This window comes from Cellulomonas triticagri (assembly GCF_003696205.1).
Lineage (GTDB): Bacteria > Actinomycetota > Actinomycetes > Actinomycetales > Cellulomonadaceae > Cellulomonas > Cellulomonas triticagri.
Map to the genome: position 1 here is coordinate 1 of NZ_RFFI01000028.1, position 20,920 is coordinate 20,920.

20 protein-coding genes and 1 pseudogene are annotated in these 20,920 nt (G+C 74.1%); 17 read left to right on the plus strand and 4 right to left on the minus strand.

What is annotated here, in order from left to right; genetic code table 11:
- The 3 genes and pseudogenes from EBM89_RS22600 to EBM89_RS06880 form a co-directional block, all read left to right on the plus strand.
- Positions 1–119: pseudogene (locus EBM89_RS22600) on the plus strand (IS30 family transposase); the annotation flags it as partial.
- A 154-nt stretch (positions 120–273) separates the two neighbouring features.
- The gene (gene msrB, locus EBM89_RS06875) at positions 274–690 is read left to right on the plus strand and encodes a peptide-methionine (R)-S-oxide reductase MsrB (RefSeq protein WP_122148712.1); all 417 of its coding nucleotides are present in this window, start codon (positions 274–276) and stop codon (positions 688–690) included.
- A gap of 64 nt (positions 691–754) precedes the next feature.
- Positions 755–1,660, plus strand: a complete 906-nt coding sequence (locus EBM89_RS06880; protein ID WP_122148713.1) for an NERD domain-containing protein — start codon at positions 755–757, stop codon at positions 1,658–1,660.
- 4 nt (positions 1,661–1,664) lie between these two features.
- Here the strand turns inward: EBM89_RS06880 and EBM89_RS06885 are convergent, their stop codons facing one another.
- From EBM89_RS06885 to EBM89_RS06900, 4 genes are all read right to left on the minus strand, one after another.
- Positions 1,665–2,150 carry a MarR family winged helix-turn-helix transcriptional regulator gene (locus EBM89_RS06885; protein WP_122148714.1) on the minus strand — a complete coding sequence of 162 codons (486 nt, stop codon included), beginning with the start codon at positions 2,148–2,150 and terminating at the stop codon, positions 1,665–1,667.
- Between the two features lie 81 nt (positions 2,151–2,231).
- Entirely contained in the window at positions 2,232–3,920 is a 1,689-nt protein-coding gene (locus EBM89_RS06890) for an MFS transporter (protein ID WP_233571597.1), read from the minus strand.
- A gap of 115 nt (positions 3,921–4,035) precedes the next feature.
- Positions 4,036–4,512 carry a MarR family winged helix-turn-helix transcriptional regulator gene (locus tag EBM89_RS06895; RefSeq protein ID WP_122148715.1) on the minus strand — a complete coding sequence of 159 codons (477 nt, stop codon included), beginning with the start codon at positions 4,510–4,512 and terminating at the stop codon, positions 4,036–4,038.
- A 140-nt stretch (positions 4,513–4,652) separates the two neighbouring features.
- Positions 4,653–6,437, minus strand: a complete 1,785-nt coding sequence (locus tag EBM89_RS06900) for a gamma-glutamyltransferase family protein (RefSeq protein WP_199732017.1) — start codon at positions 6,435–6,437, stop codon at positions 4,653–4,655.
- Between the two features lie 457 nt (positions 6,438–6,894).
- Here EBM89_RS06900 and EBM89_RS06905 point away from each other — a divergent pair, with 457 nt between their 5' ends.
- From EBM89_RS06905 to EBM89_RS06970, 14 genes are all read left to right on the plus strand, one after another.
- On the plus strand, positions 6,895–7,536 hold the full coding sequence (locus tag EBM89_RS06905) for a response regulator transcription factor (protein WP_233571598.1): 642 nt from the start codon (positions 6,895–6,897) through the stop codon (positions 7,534–7,536).
- Positions 7,533–8,726, plus strand: coding sequence for a sensor histidine kinase (locus EBM89_RS21105; RefSeq protein WP_158609540.1), 1,194 nt, complete (start codon positions 7,533–7,535; stop codon positions 8,724–8,726). The genes EBM89_RS06905 and EBM89_RS21105 overlap by 4 nt, the downstream gene beginning before the upstream one ends.
- Before the next feature lie 165 nt (positions 8,727–8,891).
- Positions 8,892–10,043, plus strand: coding sequence for a type IV pilus twitching motility protein PilT (locus tag EBM89_RS06915; protein ID WP_122148717.1), 1,152 nt, complete (start codon positions 8,892–8,894; stop codon positions 10,041–10,043).
- Positions 10,040–11,254, plus strand: a complete 1,215-nt coding sequence (locus tag EBM89_RS06920) for a type II secretion system F family protein (RefSeq protein ID WP_122148742.1) — start codon at positions 10,040–10,042, stop codon at positions 11,252–11,254. The genes EBM89_RS06915 and EBM89_RS06920 overlap by 4 nt, the downstream gene beginning before the upstream one ends.
- 96 nt (positions 11,255–11,350) lie before the next feature.
- On the plus strand, positions 11,351–11,845 hold the full coding sequence (locus tag EBM89_RS22420; protein WP_122148718.1) for a prepilin-type N-terminal cleavage/methylation domain-containing protein: 495 nt from the start codon (positions 11,351–11,353) through the stop codon (positions 11,843–11,845).
- Positions 11,846–11,937: 92 nt separating this feature from the next.
- On the plus strand, positions 11,938–12,861 hold the full coding sequence (pilM, locus tag EBM89_RS06930; protein ID WP_233571601.1) for a type IV pilus biogenesis protein PilM: 924 nt from the start codon (positions 11,938–11,940) through the stop codon (positions 12,859–12,861).
- Positions 12,862–13,052: 191 nt separating this feature from the next.
- Complete coding sequence (locus EBM89_RS06935) at positions 13,053–13,658, plus strand: hypothetical protein (protein ID WP_147463475.1); 606 nt, start codon at positions 13,053–13,055, stop codon at positions 13,656–13,658.
- Between the two features lie 19 nt (positions 13,659–13,677).
- Positions 13,678–14,280 (plus strand): hypothetical protein, encoded by a 603-nt coding sequence (locus EBM89_RS06940; protein ID WP_122148721.1) that lies wholly within the window; start codon positions 13,678–13,680, stop codon positions 14,278–14,280.
- On the plus strand, positions 14,277–15,941 hold the full coding sequence (locus EBM89_RS06945; protein ID WP_122148722.1) for a GspE/PulE family protein: 1,665 nt from the start codon (positions 14,277–14,279) through the stop codon (positions 15,939–15,941). Before EBM89_RS06940 ends, EBM89_RS06945 begins: the two co-directional genes overlap by 4 nt.
- A gap of 61 nt (positions 15,942–16,002) precedes the next feature.
- Positions 16,003–18,828 carry an ATP-binding protein gene (locus tag EBM89_RS06950; RefSeq protein WP_122148723.1) on the plus strand — a complete coding sequence of 942 codons (2,826 nt, stop codon included), beginning with the start codon at positions 16,003–16,005 and terminating at the stop codon, positions 18,826–18,828.
- Positions 18,825–19,277, plus strand: a complete 453-nt coding sequence (locus EBM89_RS06955) for a roadblock/LC7 domain-containing protein (RefSeq protein ID WP_122148724.1) — start codon at positions 18,825–18,827, stop codon at positions 19,275–19,277. Before EBM89_RS06950 ends, EBM89_RS06955 begins: the two co-directional genes overlap by 4 nt.
- Before the next feature lie 4 nt (positions 19,278–19,281).
- On the plus strand, positions 19,282–19,683 hold the full coding sequence (locus EBM89_RS06960; RefSeq protein WP_122148725.1) for a DUF742 domain-containing protein: 402 nt from the start codon (positions 19,282–19,284) through the stop codon (positions 19,681–19,683).
- The gene (locus EBM89_RS06965; RefSeq protein ID WP_122148726.1) at positions 19,664–20,254 is read left to right on the plus strand and encodes a GTP-binding protein; all 591 of its coding nucleotides are present in this window, start codon (positions 19,664–19,666) and stop codon (positions 20,252–20,254) included. The genes EBM89_RS06960 and EBM89_RS06965 overlap by 20 nt, the downstream gene beginning before the upstream one ends.
- An 8-nt stretch (positions 20,255–20,262) precedes the next feature.
- A complete protein-coding gene (locus tag EBM89_RS06970) occupies positions 20,263–20,856 on the plus strand; it encodes a hypothetical protein (RefSeq protein WP_122148727.1) in 594 nt (197 codons plus the stop codon).
- The last annotated feature ends 64 nt before the right edge of the window (positions 20,857–20,920 follow it).

Below are 20,920 nucleotides of genomic sequence, written 5' to 3' on the forward strand. Positions count from 1 at the left end.
GGACCCAGGACGACCTCGACGCCGTCGCCCGCCAGCTCAACGGCCGACCCCGCGAGACCCTGGACTGGCAGAATCCCGCACAACGACTCAACGACCTACTCGTTGCAACCGCCGCCTGAAACCGCCGACCCGTACCCCGCACCTGCTGACCTCTCGGCGACCGTTCGCCGTGCGCGCGGGGCGGCGGGGCGGCATCGTCGGGGAACAGCGGGGGGCGTGGTGGTGTTCACGTCTCGCGGGTCCGTCCCCGGGCTCGCGCGAGGAGGAGCGACGATGACCGAGCAGCGGACCTACGAGGTCACGAAGGACGACGAGCAGTGGCGGGTCGAGCTGAACCCTGCCGAGTTCCAGGTGCTGCGCCTGGCCGGGACCGAGCGCCCGTGGACCGGTGAGCTGCTGGACGAGGACCGCGAGGGCGTCTACCGCTGTCGTGCGTGCGGCAACGAGCTGTTCCGCTCCGCGACCAAGTTCGACTCGCACTGCGGCTGGCCGAGCTTCTACTCGCCGCTGGCCGGCGACCGGGTCGAGCTCATCGAGGACCGCAGCCTCGGGATGGTGCGCACGGAGGTGCGCTGCGCGCGCTGCGGCTCGCACCTCGGGCACGTCTTCGACGACGCGCCGCAGACCCCGACGGGTGACCGGTTCTGCATGAACTCCGTCTCGCTGACGTTCGAGCCCGCCGTAGACTGAGCCCATGTGGGCGAGGGCCGCGCGGATGCTTCAGGGACGGGTCGGCCGTGCCGATATCCCTGATGTGGAGCAGGCTCTGATCGTCCGACGGTGGCGCCGATACGGTGCCGACCGGCTCTACGTCACGGCCGAGACCGGGGCGCCCCTGGGCAGCGTCGACCTGGCGACCGGTGCGGTCGCCGTCGAGCCCGACGCGGCGGTCGAGGGCAGCGGCGTCGAGGAGGCCGTGCGGGGTGCCGCGCAGGCGTACCTGCGCGCCGACGTGCCCGAGCTGGTGCTCCCCGCGTCCGCGGTGCTGCCGCCTGAGGAGCCCGAGCCGCTCCCGGTGGCGCAGGAGCGTCCCCGGGGTCGGCGCGCCCGCCCGGCGGAGTCGGACGAGATGCTGCACGCCGCCGGGTCGGACGCGGGTCGCGCCGAGCCGCGCGGCCGGCACCGCGCCGTGGACAGCCTGGTCAGCCCGCGCGAGGACGGCGAGCCCCGGGGCATGGCCGAGAGCCTGTGCGACCGCCTCGACCGCCTGGTCCTCGCGGGCTGGCACGTGCTGCACGACGTCCCCGTGGGGCGGCAGGGCACGGTCGTCGGCCACCTGCTCGTCGGCCCGCCCGGGGCGTTCGCGGTCGCCGAGCGGCCCGCCGCCGCGGCCCCGCAGCGGTTCGCGGTGGACGGCCGCTCCCTGTCGGCGGACGGCGTCGCGCTGTCCGACCTGCGCGACCTGCGGCTGACCGCCGCGCGCGCGGGCTCCCTGCTGCGCACCGCCGTCGGCTCGCCGGTCGCCGTGCGCGGCGTGCTCGTGGTGCACGGCGAGATCGAGGTGCTGCGGCCCTCGCCCTACGAGGCGATGGTGGTCGCGGACGAGCAGGCACCCGACGTCTTCACGGCGATGCCGGGGCACTGGACGCCGGGCCGCGTGGACGCGGTCGCGGCCATCGCCCGGCGCCGCAGCACGTGGGCGCTCACCTGGGCGGTCTGACCCGTCAGGGCCTGGTCGGCACCGCCTGCTCGTAGGGCGCCGTCGGCGACGTCGCGGACAGCGACACGTTGAGCCGGTGCAGCTGGTCGGCCAGCAGCTCGCGCTCGGCGGGGTCCCAGTCCGCGAGCACCTGGCCGAGGTAGCCGCGCCGCTTCGCGCGGGCCGCCGCGACCCGCCGGTCGCCCTCGGGCGTGACGCGGATGAGCTGGCCCCGGGAGTCCTCCGGGTCGGGGCGGCGCTCGATCAGCCCGAGCTGCTCCATCCGCCCGAGCTGGCGCGACATGGTCCCGCGGCCGACGCCGATGTGCTCCGCGAGGGCGCTGGCCCGGACGTCGGGCTCGCGCTCGATCTGGGCGAGCAGCGGGTACGCGGACGGCTCGAGGTCGGGGTGCACGCTGCGCGCCAGGCGCTCGGCCGACGCGCGGGCACGGCGCAGCAGCAGACCGAGCTCGGACTCGAGGCGGGCGACGGGGTCGGTCGAGGTCTCCACGCCTCCATTGTGGACGACGCGAGCGGCGCCCGGCCGTCGGTGGGACGGTCGGACGCCGCTCGCGTCGTGCGTGCCGCTGGCTCAGGCCCGGGCGGTCCCCGGTGCCGCGTCGGCGTCCTCGGTCGCGGCCTGCTGGCCGACGGCCTGCTGCGCGCCCGGCGTGCCGGCGCCGGCGACGGCGGCCTCGCCGGTCTGCTCCTGGTCGAGCAGCTGCTCGACGCCGCTGCGGCGGCCCAGCGGGACCTCCTTGAGGAACAGCACCGCGATCAGCGCGATGACGCCGAGCGGGACCGCGACCAGGAACAGGTCGGCGATGCCGTGCCCGTAGGACGACTCGACGATGGACTTCAGCGGCTCGGGGATGGTCGAGACGTCGGGCACCGAGGTGGTGCCGCCGCCCAGGGCCGACGGGTCGATGCCCGCGGCGACCAGGCCGTCGGTCAGGTAGGACGTGATCCGGTTGCCGAGCACCGCGCCGAGCGCGGAGACGCCGATCGCGCCGCCGAGCGTCCGGAAGAACGCCACGGTGGCGGTGCCGGAGCCGACCTCGGAGACGTCCAGGATGTTCTGCACGGCGAGCACGAGGTTCTGCATGAGCATGCCGACGCCCGCGCCCATGACGAACATGTACACGGCGACGAGCACGAGGCTGGTGTCGTACCGGATGGTGCCCATGAGGGCGAGCCCGGCGGTCAGCGCGACGGCACCGGCGACCATGAAGCCCTTGTACCGGCCGTACTTGGTGATGAGCCGCCCGGCGATCGTGGACGACAGGAACAGGCCGAGGATCATCGGGATGGTGAGCAGGCCCGACTCGGTCGGGGTCTTGCCGCGCGCCACCTGCATGTACTGGCTGAGGAACACCGAGGTGCCGAACATCGCGACGCCGACCGCGACGGACGCGACGACGGACAGCACCACGGTGCGGTTCTTGAACAGGTGCATCGGGATGATCGGGTCGGCGACCTTGGTCTCGACCACGACGGCGACCGCGAGGACGGCGAGCGAGCCGAGGACCATGACGGCGGTCTGCCAGGACAGCCAGTCGAAGTTCGTGCCGGCGAACGTCACCCAGAGCAGCAGGGTCGCGATGCCCACGGAGATGAGCCCGGCGCCCCAGTAGTCGATGCGGACGACCTTGCGGGCGGCCTTCGGCAGGTGCAGCGTGATCTGCAGGACGATGATCGCGGCGATCGCGAACGGCAGGCCGACGAAGAAGTTCCAGTGCCAGGAGATCGCGTCGGTGATGACGCCGCCGAGCAGCGGGCCGCCGACCATGCCGATGCCCATGATGCCGCCCATGAGGCCCATGTACTTGCCGCGCTCGCGGGGGCTGAGGATGTCGGCGATCAGCACGGTCGCCAGGGCGGTGAGGCCGCCGGCGCCGATGCCCTGCAGGGCGCGCATGCCGATCAGGAAGCCGACGTCCTGCGAGAAGCCGGCCGCCGCGGACGACAGCACGGAGATGACGAGGGCGATCTGGATGAGCAGCTTGCGGTCCAGGAGGTCCGCGAGCTTGCCCCAGATCGGGGTGGTGATCGTGGTGGTGAGCAGCGTCGCGGTGACGACCCAGGTGTAGGACGACTGCGAGCCGCCGAGGTCGCTGACGATCTTGGGCAGCGAGCTCGACACGACGCTCGTGGCCAGGACGGACACGAACATGCCGAGGAGGATCCCGGAGAGGGACTCCATGATCTGCCGGTGCGTCATGGCGGGTGCGGTGGCGGTCGGGGCCGCCACGGGGCTCTCGGCCCGGGTGGTGGTGGTCATGCGGTTCCAGCTTTCGACTGTGGTCGGGGGCCCGGCGTCGTCGGCGGACGGGGAGTGGACGGTGCGGCTGAAGGGAGGTGCGGGTCCGGGCGGCGCGGGCCGTCCGGGGCCGCGGTCAGGTGGCCGTGGCGAGGGGCCGGGCGTCCAGGGGCAGTCCCTGGACGGCGTCGGCGACCTTCTCGATGGCGGACGCCGCGTCCAGCAGGTCGTCCGGCGTCCAGGCGCCGAAGACGGTCGCGGCGCGCTCGTCGAGCGCGACCTTGGTCGACGCGGTGAACCGGCGGCCCTGCTCCGTGAGGCGGACCGTGCGGACGCGTCGGTCGGTGCCCGGCGCGTCCGGGGTGGTGCGCTCGGCGTGCCCGGCCTCGACCAGCTGCGTCACCTGGCGGCTGGCCACCGAGATGTCGACGTGCAGGTGCTGGGCGAGGTCGCCGATGCCCATCTCGCCGCGCTTGTCGAGCAGCCACAGCGTGCTGAGCGCGGCGCGCGGGCAGTCGAGCTCGCGGGCCATCTCGGAGGCGACGTCGCGCTGCACCCGCTGGAGGCGGGCGATCGCGTCGACGAGCGCGCGGTACGGCGGGGTGCTGGGCACGGTGACACCTTTCTTGGTTGCAGCAGGCAACCTATCACAACGGTTGCCTCGCGCAACTGATTCCCGGGTGATCCCCGCCACCCCCGGCCCCGCAGGGGCGCAGGGCGCCGCGCGTCGCGACGTGACGGACCGCCCCGACGTCAGCGCCCGGCCGCGTACCCCTGCATGCCCCGCGGGTTCGCCGCGGCGTGCAGCAGCCCGTCCGGACGCACACCGGCCGCGCTCACCCGGCCCAGCGACCACGGCCCCGCGTCGTGCACCGCGTGCCCCCGCCGCGCCAGGTCGGCCAGCACGTCCGCACCGAGCCGGGACTCCGCCTCGACACCCCGCCGGGTGCTCGTCCGCGGGTGGAAGGACGACGGCACGTGCGTCGAGTGCCATCCCGGCGCGTCGATGGCCGCCTGCAGGTCGAGGCCGCCGATCAGGTGGTGGAGCAGGAACGGGATCGTCCACTGGTCCTGCTGGTCGCCGCCGGGCGTGCCGAACGCGAACCCGCCGCCGTCGCGCAGCACCAGGCCCGGGCTCAGCGTGGTCCGCGGACGCCGCCCCGGGGCCAGCGAGGACGGCAGCCCCGGCTCCAGCCAGAACATCTGCGCCCGCGTCGGCAGGCCGAACCCGAGGCCGGGCACGACCGGCGAGCTCTGCAACCAGCCGCCCGACGGGGTCGCCGAGACCAGGTTGCCCCAGCGGTCGACCACGTCGACGTGGCAGGTGTCGCCCCGGGTCTCGCCGGACGCGCGCACCTCGGGGTCCGGCCCGCGGGTGGGCTCGCCGGTCCCGGCACCCGCCGTCCCCGGGGCCTCGTAGCGGCCGGGCCACACGCCACCGGTCGGCGTCCCGAACAGCGCCGCGAGCCGGGGCTCGCGCCCGTCGGGGGAGCCGGGGCGCAGCCCGTCGGACGCCTGCGGTCCGACCAGGCGGGCGCGCTCGGCGGCGTACTCCCGGGACAGCAGCGCGGTCAGCGGCACGTCGCCGGCGGCCGGGTCGCCGTACCAGGCCTCGCGGTCGGCGAACGCGAGGTCCGCGACCTCCAGCGCCGTGTGCACGAGGTCGGCGGACCCGAGGTCGGCGTCCGCGACACCCAGGGCCTCCAGCAGCCGCAGCTGCTGCAGCAGCACGGGGCCCTGGCCCCAGGCCGCGGTCTTGTGCACCTCGACCCCCGCGAAGTCGACGAAGGCCGTCGGCTCCTCGGTCGCGCGCCACCCCGCGAGGTCGTCGCCGGACAGCAGCCCGGCGTGCGCCTCGCCCGACGAGTCCAGCACCGGCGTCCGCACGAAGTCCGTCATCGCCTCCGCGACGAAGCCCTCGTAGAACGCCCGGCGGGCCGCCTCGATCTGCGCGAGCCGGTCCGACCCCGCCGCCGCGGCCTCGGCGAGCACCCGGGTGTACGTCGCCGCGAGGTCCGGGTTGGTGAACCGGGCGCCCGCCGCGGGCGCCGACCCGCCCGGCAGGTACACGGCCGCCGACGTCGGCCAGTGCTCCGCGAACAGCCGCTCGACCGTCGCGATGGTCCGCGCCGCGGCGGGCACCAGCGGGTAGCCGTCGCGCGCGTAGCCGATCGCGGGGGACAGGACGTCGGCGAGCGGCAGCGTCCCGTACCGCGCCAGCAGGTCCAGCCACGCCCCGAACGCACCCGGGACGACCGCCGCCAGGTGCCCGGTGCCCGGCACGACGTCGAGACCGAGGTCCCCGAACGCGCCGGTCGTCGCGGCGGCCGGGGCCGTGCCCTGCCCGCACACCACGAACGTGTGCCCGTCGGCAGCCCGGTGGCCGATGATCGGCGCGTCACCGCCCGGCCCGTTCAGGTGCGGCTCCACCACCTGCAGCGTGAAGCCCGCGGCGGCCGCCGCGTCGAACGCGTTGCCGCCCGCCTCGAGCACGGACATCCCGACGGCGCTGGCGAGCCAGTGCGTCGAGGCGACCATGCCGTGCGTGCCGACGAGCTCGGGGCGGGTGGTGAACACGGACGGCTCCTCGGGGTCGGGGGTGTCGTCATCACCGTAGGTGAGGCCGGGGATGCCGTGCGTCCCAGCACCCGAGACCCCTACGTAGAAGTGCGCAGGTCATCTCCGTAGAACACGCACGTTCCGACCGGTTGCCCCGGTTCCTGGGGGACAGTGCGGTGGGGGAGCACCTACGTGGTAGCGCGGCGGCGTCCCCGACGCCGCACGCTGCTGCTGGTCCCTGTCGATCGACCCGCACAGGAGCGGAAGTGAGTGCAGCGATGAAGTGGCGTGGGCAGCGGCACGATCGTGGCCGAGGTGAGGGAACGCAGGCCGGGTGGGCACCCGGTGCCGGACGCGGCGAGGGTGCGTCGTGAGCGCGCTCGCGCCGGCGCCGGCGGTGGAGGAACGGGCCGCCGGAGCGTCCCGACCCGTACGGGTGAGCCTGGTCGAGGACGAGGCGCTGGTGCGCTCGCTCCTCGGGAGCACCCTGGAGGCGGAGCCCGGGATCCGGGTCGTGCACTCCGTCGCCGGCGCCCAGGAGGCGGCGCTGACGATCGTGCGCGGCAGCACGGACGTCGCGGTGCTCGACGTCAACCTGGAGGACGGCAACGGCGTCTCCCTCGGGCTGCGGCTGCAGCGGACGTCCCCGGAGCTCGCCGTGGTCCTGCTGTCCAGCGAGGACGTCATGGGGCTGTTCGACAGCGTGCAGGAGCAGGTGACCCGCCCGTGGAGCTACCTGTCCAAGCGGTCGAGCTTCACCGAGCACGTCCTCGTCGACGCCGTGCGCGCCGCCGCCCGCGGCGAGGTCGTGATCGACCCCTACCTCGTCGCGCGGTCCACGCCGCGGGCCGGGTCGCTGCTGGAGCGGCTGACCGACGGGCAGCTGCGGGTGCTTCGGCTGGTCGCCGAGGGGTTCTCGAACCAGTCCATCGCCGAGCGCCTCGAGGTCGGTGAGCGCACCGTCGAGAGCCACCTGCTCGCGATCTACCGCCGCCTCGGCATCGACGACGTCGGCACCAACCGCCGCGTCGCGGCCGTCCTGGCGTTCGTCGCGCAGACGGGCCGGAACGGGGGGTGACGCACCGGGGAGCGTCGCTGTCCCACCTCTCCGCCGACCGGCTCGTCACGGGGCTCTCGCTCGCCAACACCGCGCTGTTCTCCGTCCTGGTCACGGGGCAGTGGCTGGTCTGGAGCGCCCTGCCCGGCCACCACGCCGGCCGCCCCACCTGGCTGGTGGTCGGCCAGGGGACGCTCGTCCTGGCGACCACGCTGCTCTGCGGGGCGGTCCCGGTGCTGCTGTGGCAGGTCCTGCCCCGGCGGCTGCGCGTCCGGCAGCGGCTCTACGTCACCGGCGGGATCGTCGCGGCGTGCGCGTGCGCGGTGCCCGTCGCGCTCGTGCTGTCGCGGGTCGACGAGACGGCCGTCGACGGCGACGGCGCCCTCCTGCTCTGGGTGACCGTCGCGACCAGCTACGCCATCGCCCTCACGACCGCGCTCGCCGCCGGCGGGCTCCTCGACCGGTGGCGCCGGGCCGAGCACGCCCGGGTCGCGCTGCAACGGCGGGCCGCCCGGGCCGTGGCCTCCCTCGAGCGCGAGGAGGTCCGGGTGCGGCGGCTCGTCGCCGACCGGCTGCACGGCACGATCCAGAACCGCCTCGTCGTCGCCGGCGCGGGGCTGCAGGAGGTCGCGACCGACCTCGCCCGCGGCGGCGACCCCGGACGCGCCGCCGGGGTGCAGCGGTGGGTCGACGACCTCGACGACCTCCGTGAGCGGCACGTCCGGGCCATCAGCCACGCGCTGTTCCCCGTCGGCGCGAACGTCGGCATGCTGCAGGCCGTCCAGGTGCTCCTCAACCGGCTCCCCGCCCGGACCGGCACCGCCCTCGACGTCCGGCCCGCCGCGCGGGTGCTGCTGCGACCCGACGTCCGGCTCGTGCCCGTGCCGGTCCAGCTCATCGCGGTCTACGCCGTCGAGGAGGCCGTCACGAACGCCCTCAAGCACGGGGCGGGCGCCGTGCGCGTCGTCGTCGACCTCGACGGCGACCCCGAGGAGCCGACCCTCGTCGTCGACGTCGAGGACGACGGACCCGGGCTGCGGCACCCGGTGGAGCCGCTCAACGGCCTCGAGCGGCACCGCGTGCGCATCGTCGGCCGCGGCGGCACCTTCGCGCTCGGACCGGCCCCCGACGGCGGCGCGCGGCTGCGGTTCTCGCTGCCGCTGGGCGACGAGCCCCCGGCCGCCGACCTCGCCGCCGATCTCGGCATGTGAGCAGATCCGGACGGTCGTCCGGGTGGGCGCGGAGGCGGTGTCCGTGGTTCCACGCACGACGGACCGGACGGTCCCGCGGCGGTCCCCAGGCTGGGTCCTGTCAGCGAGACCGATGGCCCCCGCCGGGAGCCACGGACCGCCGCAGGGACCGGGAAGGAGGCGCCGATGAGCCACGACGTGGACCACCGTCTCCCCACCGGCAGCGCGGGTGCCTGGCGCAGCGCCCCCGGTCCGATGACGCTCGACGTCGACGACGTGCTCCGCACCGCTGTCGCCCTCGGCGCCTCCGACATCCACCTCGCGGTCGGCGCCCCGCCCCAGCTTCGGCTGCACGGCTCCATCGGCCCCGCCGAGGGCTACCCGCCGCTCGAACCCGACGGCCTCGCCGCCGCGCTCGACGCCCTGCTCACGGACCGCCAGCGCGAGACGTTCGCCGAGGAGTGGGAGCTCGACTTCGCCTACCAGGTGCCCGGCTCCGAGCGGTTCCGCGTGAACTACTACCGCGACCGCGAGCACGTCGGCGGCGCGTTCCGGATCATCCCGACCGAGATCAAGTCCCTCGAGCAGCTCGCCCTGCCCCCCGCCATCGGGCGGTTCGCGACGCTCGCGCGCGGCATGGTCCTCGTCACCGGGCCCACCGGCTCCGGGAAGTCCACCACGCTCGCCGCGATCATCGACCTCGCCAACCGCACCCGGCCCGACCACATCGTCACGGTCGAGGACCCCATCGAGTTCCTGCACGAGCACAAGCAGTCGCTGATCAACCAGCGCGAGGTCGGCGCGGACACCCACTCGTTCGCCAACGCCCTCAAGCACGTGCTGCGGCAGGACCCCGACATCATCCTCGTCGGCGAGCTCCGGGACCTCGAGACCATCTCCGTGGCGCTCACCGCCGCCGAGACCGGGCACCTCGTCTTCGCGACCCTGCACACCCAGGACGCCGCGCAGACGATCGACCGCGTCGTCGACGTGTTCCCGCCGCACCAGCAGCCCCAGGTCCGCACCCAGCTCGCCGGGGTGCTGCAGGGGGTCGTCTCGCAGACGCTGTGCAAGCGCGCCGACGTCGCCGGGCGGGTCGTCGCCACCGAGGTGATGGTCGCGACCGCCGGCATCCGCAACCTCGTGCGCGAGGGCAAGACCCACCAGCTCTACTCAGCCATCCAGTCCGGCGCCGCCCACGGCATGCACACGATGGACCAGCACCTCGCCCAGCTCGTCAACGGCGGGTACGTCGACTACGACCACGCGCTCGAGCGGTGCCACCACGCCGACGACCTCGCCCGGATGTGCGGGCGGTCCGGGGGGCCGGGCCGATGACCGACACCTTCGAGTACATCGCCCAGGACCGCGCCGGCCAGCAGGTCAAGGGGCGGATGGAGGCGAAGAACGCCGCCGCGGTCGCCCGCCGGCTCAAGGGCGCCGGGCAGACGGTCGTCTCCGTGTCCGCGGTGTCCAGCACCGGCATGAACCGCGAGATCAAGTTCGGCGGCAAGCGGGTCAAGCCCAAGGATCTCGTCGTCGCCACGCGGCAGCTCGCCACCATGGTCGAGGCCGGCATCTCGCTGGTGCGGTCGCTCGACATCCTCGTCGACCAGACACCCGCACCCGCGCTGCGCGCCGCGCTCCAGGAGAGCCGGCAGGCCGTGGAGCAGGGCCGGCCGCTGTCCGAGGGGCTCGCGCTCACCCCGCGGGCGTTCCCGCCGCTCATGGTCAACATGGTCAGCGCGGGGGAGACCGGCGGGTTCCTCGACCGGTCGCTGCTGTCGGTCGCCCGGACGCTCGAGGCCGACGCCAAGCTCAGGTCCAAGGTCGTCTCCGCGATGACCTACCCGCTCGTCGTGTTCGGCATCGCCATCCTCGCGACCACCGGGATGCTGCTCTTCGTCGTCCCGATGTTCGCCGACATGTACGAGGGCATGGGGGCCGAGCTGCCGCCGCTCACGCAGGCGCTCATCGCGCTGTCGGCCGCGCTCCAGGTCGGGGCACCCGTGCTGCTCGTCGGGGTCATCGCGGTCCTGTCCTGGTACCGCAAGCACAAGAGCGACGACCGGGTACGGAGCATCCGCGACCCGCTGCTGCTCAAGATGCCGGTGTTCGGGGTGCTGATCCAGAAGATCGCCGTGTCCCGGTTCTGCCGCAACTTCGCGGCGATGGTCGCGGCCGGAGTTCCGCTGCTCAAGGCGCTCCAGGTCGTCGGGACGACCAGCGGCAACCTCGTCGTCGAGCAGGCGAGCACCGCCATCGGTGAGTCCGTGCGCCGCGGCGAGTCGCTGACCGCACCGCTGGGTGCGCACCCCGTCTTCCCGCCGATGGTGCGGCAGATGATGGCGATCGGCGAGGAGGCCGGGTCGCTCGAGCTGATGCTGACCAAGGTCCACGAGTTCTACGACCAGGAGATCGAGGCGACCACCGACGCGCTCGCCTCGCTCATCGAGCCCTTTCTCATCGTCGGCATCGGCGTGCTGATCGGTGGGCTCGTCCTGGCGTTGTACATGCCCATGTTCTCGATGTTCGACCACATGGCGTGACGTCTTCCCCGTGCTCGCCGCGGGGCTCGGATTCGCCGCCGTCGCCGGGGCGATGTCAATGATGCATTTCTGGTGCGATCAATCGAAGGAAGTGTCATGAAGGTCATGCGCAAGTACATCGACAGGCTGCAGCGGCGCCTGCGCGGCGAGCAGATGGGCCCGGACGAGGGCTTCTCGCTCGCGGAGCTCATCGTCGTCGTCGCGATCATCGCGATCCTGGCCGCGGTCGCGGTCCCCATGTACCTGGGTCAGCAGGAGAAGGCGCGGAAGAACGGCGCGCTCACGGAGATGCGGGCTGCGAAGACCGCGCTGTCCTCCTACCTCGCGGAGAACCCTGCCGACACGCTCGTGGCCGCCGGGGGCTCCACCTCGACGTCCACCGCGCTCGAGGGCTTCGGTGTTCATCTCGGCACCAAGTCCGACGGTGCGCTGGAGGACCTGACGATCCACCGCGGCTCCTCGGGATCGTCCGCGTGGTGGTTCCGCGGCAAGGTCGCGGGCGGTGACACCTGGTGCGCGTCCGGCATGGATTCGCAGCCGGACTGCGATATCGCCACCGAGGCGCTGTCGATGCCGCCGAACGGTTTCTGACCTTTCCGGATCAGGTTGGCGCGCACCCGTGCTCGTCGTGAGCCGGGTGCGCGCCGCTCCCTTTCATCTCCCTGGAGTTCATCGTGAGCAAGATGGCACCGGTCGGCCTCGACATCGGTTCCGCGGGCCTGGTGGCTGCCGAGGTGCACGGCACCGGGACGCGGCGCACGGTGCGGCGGCTGGCCATGGTCGACCTCCCGCCGGGTGCGGTGGACCACGGCGACATCCGCGACGAGCAGGCGGTGGTGGCAGCGCTCAAGCAGCTCTGGCGCCGTGGGCGGTTCGGGCAGCGCCGGGTGCGCATCGGGGTCACGCACCGCCAGGTGCAGGTCCGCGAGGTGACAGTTCCCGCGCTGCGACGTGCTGATCTGCGGCGTTCGCTCGAGCTGCATGTTGCCGGGGAGTTCCCGAACGGAACCGACGGGCTGGTGGTGGATGTGCTCCCGCTGGACAGGACCGAGGTGGCCGGCCAGTCCTGCTGGCACGGGCTGCTCGTGTCGGCACCGCAGGCCTGCGTCGAGTCCGCACTGGACGTCACCCGCCGCGCCGGTCTGCAACCCGTCGGGGCCGACCTCTCCGCGCTCGCGCTGGCGCGTGCGCTCGAAGGCACCGTCCGTGGCGTGTCCGGGTCGGTCGCACTCGTCGACGTCGGAGCGGTCGCGACCTCGGTCGTCGTCGTGGCAGCGGGGCACGTGCGGTTCGTGCGGCTTGTCGCGCTCGGCATCGGCGGCGCGTCGCAGGAGGCGGTGGCGGCGCTCGTCGACGGGGTCGTCACGACCCTCGACTACTTCCGGCGTTCCAACGCCTGCGAACCGGTCGCGCAGGTGGTCCTGACGGGGGGTGGAGCACTCGTGGACGGCTTCGGCCAGTACCTCGCCTCCGTGACCGGGCTCCCTGTGTCCATCGGGAACCCGCTGGTCGGGGCACGGGGGCCTGCGAGGAGCAGGGGCGGAGACCCTGACCTGGCTGTGCGCGCAGGCGTCGCGGTCGGTCTCGCGACGGATCTCGCCGCATGATCGTGCTGCGTACGGCGAAGCGGCCTTCCGGCGGACGGGCGGATCCGACGTCGGCGGGGTTCGTGCCGCTGTCCGTCGACCTCAGGCCGGCCTCGGAAGTGGCGGCGGGGCGCTCGCGTGCGGCACGTCGGACTGCGGTCTTCACGGTCGCCTTCGGGCTGCTGGCCTCAGGCGGTCTCATGTTCTGGGTGATGGCAGAGGGCTCCGACGCCCGCTCCGAGCGCGACGCGGTACAGGACGAGGCGGACGCGCTGGTCGCGGTGCGAGGGGACTTCGTCGAGCTGGTCGCCCTGGAGGACCAGATCGACCGGGCGCAGGCGATCGAGTCCGCGGCCATGGCTCGGGACGTGGTGTGGTCGGACCTCGTCGCCCAGGCCTTCGACGCGCTCATCCACGTCGCGGCGATCTCGGGGTTCGAGGTGCAGCCCAAGGCAGGTGTGGCGGTTCAGGCGGTGCTGCCGGGCGGTGAGCTCACCACGGGCGCGGACGTCCTCGGCGTACCGGGGATCGCAACGATGCAGATCGAGGTGCAGACGTCGACCCTCCCGGACGCCGGACTCTGGACGTCCGCGCTGCTGGCGATCGAGGGGTTCCAGGACGTCCGCATCACGTCCGCGTCGCTGGCCGAGGACGGCGACGAACCCGCGCACTACGCCAGCAGCGTGGTCGTCACGGTCACTCCTGCGGCCCAGGCATGCCGGTGGGGCACCGAGAGCGAGGAGGCCATCGCCGACGAGCCGGCGGACGGGGGCGAGCCCGACCTCGAGGCTGACGAGAGCGGGGCCTGCGGTGCTTGACGCCCGAGTGTGGACGGCAGTGGCGGCGGTCGGCCCGGCGCTGCTCCTCGGCGCGACCGTGATGCTGGGAGTGCAGCCGGAGCTCGAGGAGATCAGCAGCGTCCGCGCGCAGACCGCCGACCAGATCGCCGCCAACGAGGTGCAGCTCCGGCAGAACACGGTGCTCGCCGAGCGGAACGCGGACATCGCGTCGGTGCGGGCGGTGGCGGAGGAGCTGCACCTGCGCGTGCCGGAGGTGCTTGACCAGGAACGGCTGAGCCGTGAGCTCCACGACCGGGCGGTCGCGTGCGGCATGACGCTGTCGTCCTTCACGCAAGGCGGCGCCGAGGTCGTCGAGGACGGCCCCGGGTACGTCCGGGTGCCGCTGTCGGTGTCGTTCGTGGGACCGGAGGGGGTGGTCGGGTCGCTCGCACTGCTGGCGCTGCTGCAGGCGGCGCCGGGAGAGCCCTACGGCGAGGGGTACGACCTCCAGATCCAGAGCGTCACCATGTCCGGGGAGGAGGGCGACACGGGCCAGCCGGGCGAGTCGACGTTGTCGGTCTCGGGGTTTCTCGTGCTCAGCGCCGTGATCCCTGTCGATGACGACGAGGAGATGCGTGCCGATGAGGAGCTGGTCTCGTGACCGGCCTCGGCGCGGTGCTGCTGAGCCGCGGTCTGGTGTCACCGGTGGCGCTCGCGGAGGTCGAGGAGCAGCAGGAGGTCACCGGTCAGCCACTGGGTGTGCTGCTGGTGCAGCGGGGTCTCCTGAGCGAAGTCGATCTCATGATGGCCCTCGCCGAGTCCGCCGGCATGGAGTTCGTCGACCTCGGCGAGTGCCAGGTCGACAGCACGGCGGTCGCGATGATCCCCGCCGACCTGGCGCGTCGGCACGGGATCATGCCGATCGGCTTCGACGGCGGCGACCTCGTGGTCGCGACGGCGAACCCCGGCGACGTCCTGGCGGTCGACGACATCCGGTCGACGACCGGTCGGGGAGTCCGGACGGTCGTGGCGGGCCACCGGGACGTCGAGGACGCGATCCGCCGCCACTACCGCGCCGACCGCGAGCTCGAGGGCCTGTCGGCCGAGTTCCAGGACACGGAGCAGGACGGCACCGACGACCCGTTCGGCGACGAGGACGACGACACCCCCGTGGTGCGGTTCGTCAGCCTCCTGGTGAACCAGGCGATCACCGACGGCGCCTCGGACATCCACGTCGAGCCGGGGGAGCACGACCTGCGGGTCCGGTACCGGATCGACGGCGTGCTGCACGAGATCCAGCGGGCGCCGCGGGGCATGGCGGGCGGGGTCGCGTCGCGGTTCAAGGTGCTGTCGGACATCGACGTGGCGGAGCGGCGCAAACCGCAGGACGGCCGGATGTCGGTGAACCACCACGGCAAGAAGGTCGACCTGCGCGTGGCGACGCTGCCCACGGTGTGGGGCGAGAAGATCGTCATGCGGATCCTCGACAACTCGACGGCGAGCCTCGCGCTGACGTCGCTGGGGCTGTCGGAGCAGAACCTGTCGACGTACCGGCGCAGCTACACCAAGCCGCACGGGATGCTCCTGGTCACGGGGCCGACGGGGTCGGGCAAGTCGACGACCCTGTACGCCACGCTCAACGTCGTCTCGAAGCCGGAGATCAACGTGATCACGGTCGAGGACCCGGTGGAGTACCGGCTGCCCGGTATCAACCAGGTGCAGGTGAACGCGAAGGCGGGCCTGACGTTCGCGGCGGCGCTGCGCTCGATCCTGCGCTCGGACCCGGACGTGGTGCTGCTGGGTGAGATCCGGGACCACGAGACCGCGCAGATCGCGGTCGAGGCGGCGCTGACGGGCCACCTGGTGCTGTCGACGCTGCACACCAACGACGCCCCGTCGGCGGTGACGCGGCTGACCGAGATGGGCATCGAGCCGTTCCTGGTCGGATCGGCGCTGGAGTGCGTGGTCGCGCAGCGGCTCGCGCGGCGGCTGTGCTCGGGCTGCAAGGAGCGGTACCGGCCGGACGTCGAGGAGCTGGTGCAGGTCGGCTTCCCGATCATGGCGGGCGAGACCCCGCCGGACCTGCACCGGCCGGTGGGGTGCACGGCGTGCGCGGGCACGGGCTACAAGGGCCGGGTCGCGCTGCACGAGGTGATGGCCGTCGGCGAGGAGATCGAGCGGCTCGCGGTGGCGCACGCCTCGGCCGTGGACATCGGCAAGGCCGCGGTGCGCGGCGGGATGACCGTGCTGCGGGAGGACGGCTGGATGAAGGCGCTCGCCGGGACGACGTCGATCGAGGAGGTGCTCCGTGTCGCGATCTGAGCAGCAGACGACGCGCCCGCCGCGCGGGCTCCGGCGGCGTCGGCCGGGACCGCCGGCGGCGGTGGCCGGACCCGAGGTGGCCGAGGAGGCGGCTCCGCCGCCGCAGGCCCCTGCCCGGCGGGCGGGCCGGACCCGGGGCGGCGTCTGGCGCAAGGTGCTGGGTGTCGCGCTGGTGCCGGTGCTCGCGCTGGCGGGCGGGGCGGCCTACGTGGGCGTGACGGCCCTGTCGGACGCGGCGACCGCGCGGGACCTGGCCCGGGTGCTGTCCGAGGAGAACGCCCAGACGATGTTCCAGCTGGGGCAGGCGCTGGAGGCCGAGCGCCGGACCAGCGCGCTGCACGCCGAGGGCCGTGCCGCCCCCGAGGACCGGGCGGACACCCGGCTGTCGACGGACGGCTTGCTCGGCTCGCTGCGCGACGCGATCGGCGGTCCCGAGGACCACGACGCGCTGGTGCTCGGCGTGTCCCAGCTCGAGACGCTGCCGGTGCTGCTCGCCTCGGCCCGCTCGGTCGAGGACGCGGCCGGCCCGCACGAGGTGTACGCCGCGTACACCGCGGTGATCACCGGGTACGGGCGGATCATCACGGCGCTGTCGGCGGATGTCGCCGACGCCGGGCTGTCGGCGCGGCTGCGGGTCATCGCCCTGGCGGCCGAGCTGGACGGCACGGTCGTCGAGGCCGTGGACGCCGTCGTGGCGGGCGTCTGGTCGGCGCAGGCCGGCGGCCCCGCGGACGTCGTCGGGTCGGCCCGGGGCCGCCTGGCCGTCACGGACGCGAAGATCCGCGAGCTCGCGGGTCTGCTGCCGGACGTGGCGTCCGGGGTCCCGCCGCTGCCCGACGACGCGATGGCCGCGCTCGCGGCCGCGGCGGCGGGCGAGGCGCTGCCGGAGGACACGCCCTCGGCGCTGGCCCTGACGACGCAGTACCGCGAGACGCTCGGCGCGGCGCGGCAGGCCGAGCTCGCGGGCCTGGTGGCGCAGGCGGACGAGATCGCGGACGGCGCGGACGTCGTGCTGCTCGTCGTGTCCGGGGTCGCGGTCGGCGTGCTGCTGCTCACCGCGGCGCTCGCGGTGGTGATGAGCCGCCGCGTCGGACGGCCGCTCGCGGCGCTCGCGGACGCGGCGGACCTGGTCCGTGACCACCTGGGCGCGCTCGGCGAGAGCGCGGACGGGGCCGTCGTCGCCCCGCCGGACCTGCCGCAGGTGGCGGTGTCCGGGACGGACGAGGTGGCGCGCGTGGCCGCGGCGATCAACACCCTGAACGACACGACCGTGCGCGTGACCTCGGCGCTCGTGGCGGCGCGCAGCGCCGCCGCCGAGTCGTTCGTCAACATCGCCCGGCGCAGCCAGCGGCTGCTGGTGCGCCAGCTCGCCGTGCTGGACCAGCTCGAGCGGTCCGAGGAGAACCCGGCGGTCGTCGCGCAGCTGTTCTCGGTCGACCACCTCGCGACCCGCATGCACCGGCAGGCCGAGTCGCTCCTCGTGCTCGCGGGCGTCGAGTCCGCGCGCCGGGTCCGGGACCCCATGCCGGTGTCCGACGTGATCCGGTCCGCGGCCTCGCAGGTCGAGGACTACGAGCGCGTGGAGATCACCGCCGAGGTCGACCCCGCGGTGCACGGGCGGGTCGCCATGCCGGCCGCGCACCTCGTCGCCGAAGTGCTGGAGAACGCGCTGCAGAGCTCGGACCCCGCCGTCCCCGTGCACGCCCGCGTCGTCACGCACGAGGCCGGCGTGGTGGTGTCGGTGACCGACAGCGGCATCGGGATCAGCGCGCGCAAGCTCGAGCTCATCGGCGAGGCGCTGCACGCGCCGCTCGCGTCGCAGGGCCAGGTCAGCTCCGAGGGCCTGGGCATCGGCGTGATCAGCCGGCTCGCCCGCCGCCTGGGGGTGCAGGTGCGGTACCAGTCGCAGGAGGGCGTCGGCACGACGGTCTCGGTGCTGCTGCCGGACGCCGTGCTCGCGGGCCGGGAGGACCGGGCCGTGCCCCCGCCGCCGGCGACGGTCTCCTCGCCCCCTCCCGGCCCACCGGTTCCGCCGGCCGCCGAGGTACCGCTCGGTGCCGTGCCCCCGGTCGGCGCGCCGTCGATCGACCTCGCCGGGGCGGCACCGTGGGCGCCCGTGGTCGGCGAGACCGAGCCGGTCACGCCGCCGCCCTCCGGCCGGCGGGTGCCCAAGCGACCCGCTGGTGGATCGGTGCTGCCGTCCCGAGGCCGGCGCACGACGTCCCGGCCGCACGCGGCGGAACCCCCGGTCGCCTCGGGTGCCACCGGCCAGGTGTTCCAGCCGCTGCCGTCGGCCCCGCTGCCGGGCACGCCGTCCGGCGAGCACGCCGCGGTGCCCGTCGCCGCACCGGGCGGGTTCGCCCCGCCACCGGTCGCGTCGTTCGGCGGACCACCGGCGGCGACGGCACCGACCCCTGCCTTCGGCGCGCCCGCCCCGGCCGGCGCGGGACCGTTCGGTCTGCCGCCCGCCGGCGGTGCACCGGGCGCAGCGGCACCCGCCGCGCCCGTGGTCCCGGCCGTCCCGGCACCGGGCGGCGCGGTCGAGGAGGTCCGGCGGCGGAACGCGCTCGCGTCGGCCGCCCTCGCCGAGCTGAGCCACATGTCGCGGTACGTCCCCGAGCAGGCCGGCTCCGGTGCCCCCGCGCTGTCTCGGCGCGCCCCGGCGGCGTCCGACAGCCCTCCGGGCGGCGGTGCGACCCCGGGGGCACCGGAGCCGGTGGCCGCGAGCCAGCCGAAGGACCCGGACCAGGTCCGCTCGATGCTCTCGGGCATGCAGCGCGGCCTGACCCGCGCACGGCGGAGCGTGTCCTCCGCTACCGACGGCTCCGGGCCCGCCCCGGCTGCCGGAACCCCGCCCACGGACGGACCGACAGGAGGCCCGCAGTGACCGCACTGACCCCTGATGCGCAGAACTTCGGATGGGTGGTCGAGAGCTTCACCCAGAACGTCCCGGGTGTCCGGCACACCATGACCGTCTCCACGGACGGGCTGCTCGTGGCGATGTCCGCCGGCCTCGACCGCTCGGAGGCCGACCAGTTCGCCGCCCTGGTCTCGGGGCTGTCCGCCTTGACCAACGGCGCGGCCCGGCAGCTCGACGGCGGGGGAGTCCGCCAGGTGCTCGTGGAGATGGACCAGATCTTCCTGGTCGTCATGGCGATCTCGGACGGCTCGGTGCTGGCCGTCGTCGCCGACGAGGGCTGCGACATCGGGCTCGTGGGCTACGAGATGACGATGCTCGCGGCGCGGGCGCGCGACGTGCTGACCCCGGCCCTGATCCACGAGATCCGCAAGGCCCTGCCGACCGGCGGCCGGGTACCCGAGACCACGGTGAGGTGACGCGATGGACGAGAGACTGGGCATGCGCGCGGAGAACGTTCCGTCGACGATCCGCCCCTATGTGATCACCCGCGGCAAGCTCGAGCCCGAGAAGCGCACCGTGCCGCTCGAGGCCCTGGTCGAGCGGCTGCCCGGGGCGGCCCCCGTCGGGCTGACGACCGAGAGCACGGCGCTGCTGCACCTGCTCGCCGGGACCGGGGACGCGGGGCTGCCGACCTACCTGTCGCTCGCCGAGCTGTCCGCGCACCTGCGGCTGCCCGTGGTGGTGGTGCGGGTGCTGGTGTCGGACCTGGTGCAGGGCGGGCTGCTGCGCGTCCACGGCGTCGGCGACCCGGCGGCCCGGCAGGACAAGAACGAGACCCTGCGACTTCTGGAGAGTGTGCTCCATGGCATCGCCAGCTACTGAGCCCGGGGGTGCGGCGCCCACCGTCGTCAAGGTCGTGGTGGCCGGCGGGTTCGCCGTCGGGAAGACCACGTTCATCGGGTCGCTGTCGGAGATCGACCCGCTGCGCACCGAGGCCGCCATGACGGAGCACTCGGTCGGGGTCGACGACGCGGGGCAGCGCAGCGAGAAGGTCTCGACGACCGTCGCCATGGACTTCGGGCGGATCGTGCTGCCCGGCGACCTGTGGCTCTACCTGTTCGGCACGCCCGGGCAGGACCGGTTCTCGTTCATGTGGGACGACCTCGTCCGCGGTGCGATCGGGGCGATCGTCCTGGTCGACACGGACCGCATCGACCAGTGCTTCCCCGCCGTGGACTACTTCGAGTCCCGCAGCATCCCGTTCGTCGTCGGCGTGAACTGCTTCGACGGCATCGCCCGGCACCAGCTGGAGGACGTGCGCGAGGCGCTCTCGCTCAGCCCGTCGGTCCGGGTGGTCTACACCGACGCCCGCTCGCGGGAGGCCGCCAAGCAGACCCTCATCGCGCTCGTGCAGTACGCGATGGAGCTGCTCACGGCACCCGCCGCGAGCTGAACCCGCCCGTGGACCCGACGACCGGCGCCGCGCCCCGCGCGTCCGCTCCCGCGGACCCCGGGGACGCGGTGCTGCCCAGCGTCGCGCGGGCGATGCGTGCGCTCGACGGCGTGCCGACGGTCGTGGCGCACCGGGTGGTCCTCGACCACGCGGGCCGCGAGCTCGCCACGGGGCGTGCCCCGTGCCCCGCGGACCTCGTCGCGGCGTTCCGCGGGATGCTCGCGGTCGTCGCGCAGTCGGAGCCGCTCGGCCGCAACTCGGCGCGCGTCGTGCTCGACACGCAGGACGTGTGCCTCCTGCTGTACCGGCTCGGCCCAGACCTCGCGGTCGCGCTGGTGCTCGACCCCGGGCAGAACCTCGCGCTCGTGCGGCGGCTCACGGAGCCGGTGCTGACGGCCTTCGTCGAGGACTACCTCGCGGAGTCCGCCGCACGCGCGGCCGCGGTTGCGGCCCCCGCCGCGCCCGCCGAGCAGCCGCCCGGGTCCGCCGGGCCCTTGCCGGTGCGGGGGCGGCGTGCCGTGCTCGACTCCGCGCGGCACGAGGAGGCGGCGGACCACGCCCTGCTCGACCGCCTCCTCGACGGCCTGTCCGTCCTGAGCTGACCCGCGGTCCCCACCGCACCCCACGCGGGCCCGATCAGCGGGTCCGCCCGGACGAAGGAGCACT

What these genes read in the sequence shown, in the direction of transcription:
- EBM89_RS06920 (WP_122148742.1), top strand. Translation starts at nt 10,040, where the DNA reads ATGACCGACACCTTCGAGTACATCGCCCAGGACCGCGCCGGCCAGCAG.
- pilM (WP_233571601.1), top strand. Translation starts at nt 11,938, where the DNA reads ATGGCACCGGTCGGCCTCGACATCGGTTCCGCGGGCCTGGTGGCTGCC.
- EBM89_RS06960 (WP_122148725.1), top strand. Translation starts at nt 19,282, where the DNA reads ATGGACGAGAGACTGGGCATGCGCGCGGAGAACGTTCCGTCGACGATC.
- EBM89_RS06900 (WP_199732017.1), bottom strand. Translation starts at nt 6,437, where the DNA reads ATGGTCGCCTCGACGCACTGGCTCGCCAGCGCCGTCGGGATGTCCGTG.
- EBM89_RS06890 (WP_233571597.1), bottom strand. Translation starts at nt 3,920, where the DNA reads ATGACCACCACCACCCGGGCCGAGAGCCCCGTGGCGGCCCCGACCGCC.
- EBM89_RS06915 (WP_122148717.1), top strand. Translation starts at nt 8,892, where the DNA reads ATGAGCCACGACGTGGACCACCGTCTCCCCACCGGCAGCGCGGGTGCC.
- EBM89_RS22420 (WP_122148718.1), top strand. Translation starts at nt 11,351, where the DNA reads ATGAAGGTCATGCGCAAGTACATCGACAGGCTGCAGCGGCGCCTGCGC.
- msrB (WP_122148712.1), top strand. Translation starts at nt 274, where the DNA reads ATGACCGAGCAGCGGACCTACGAGGTCACGAAGGACGACGAGCAGTGG.
- EBM89_RS06935 (WP_147463475.1), top strand. Translation starts at nt 13,053, where the DNA reads ATGGCAGAGGGCTCCGACGCCCGCTCCGAGCGCGACGCGGTACAGGAC.
- EBM89_RS06965 (WP_122148726.1), top strand. Translation starts at nt 19,664, where the DNA reads ATGGCATCGCCAGCTACTGAGCCCGGGGGTGCGGCGCCCACCGTCGTC.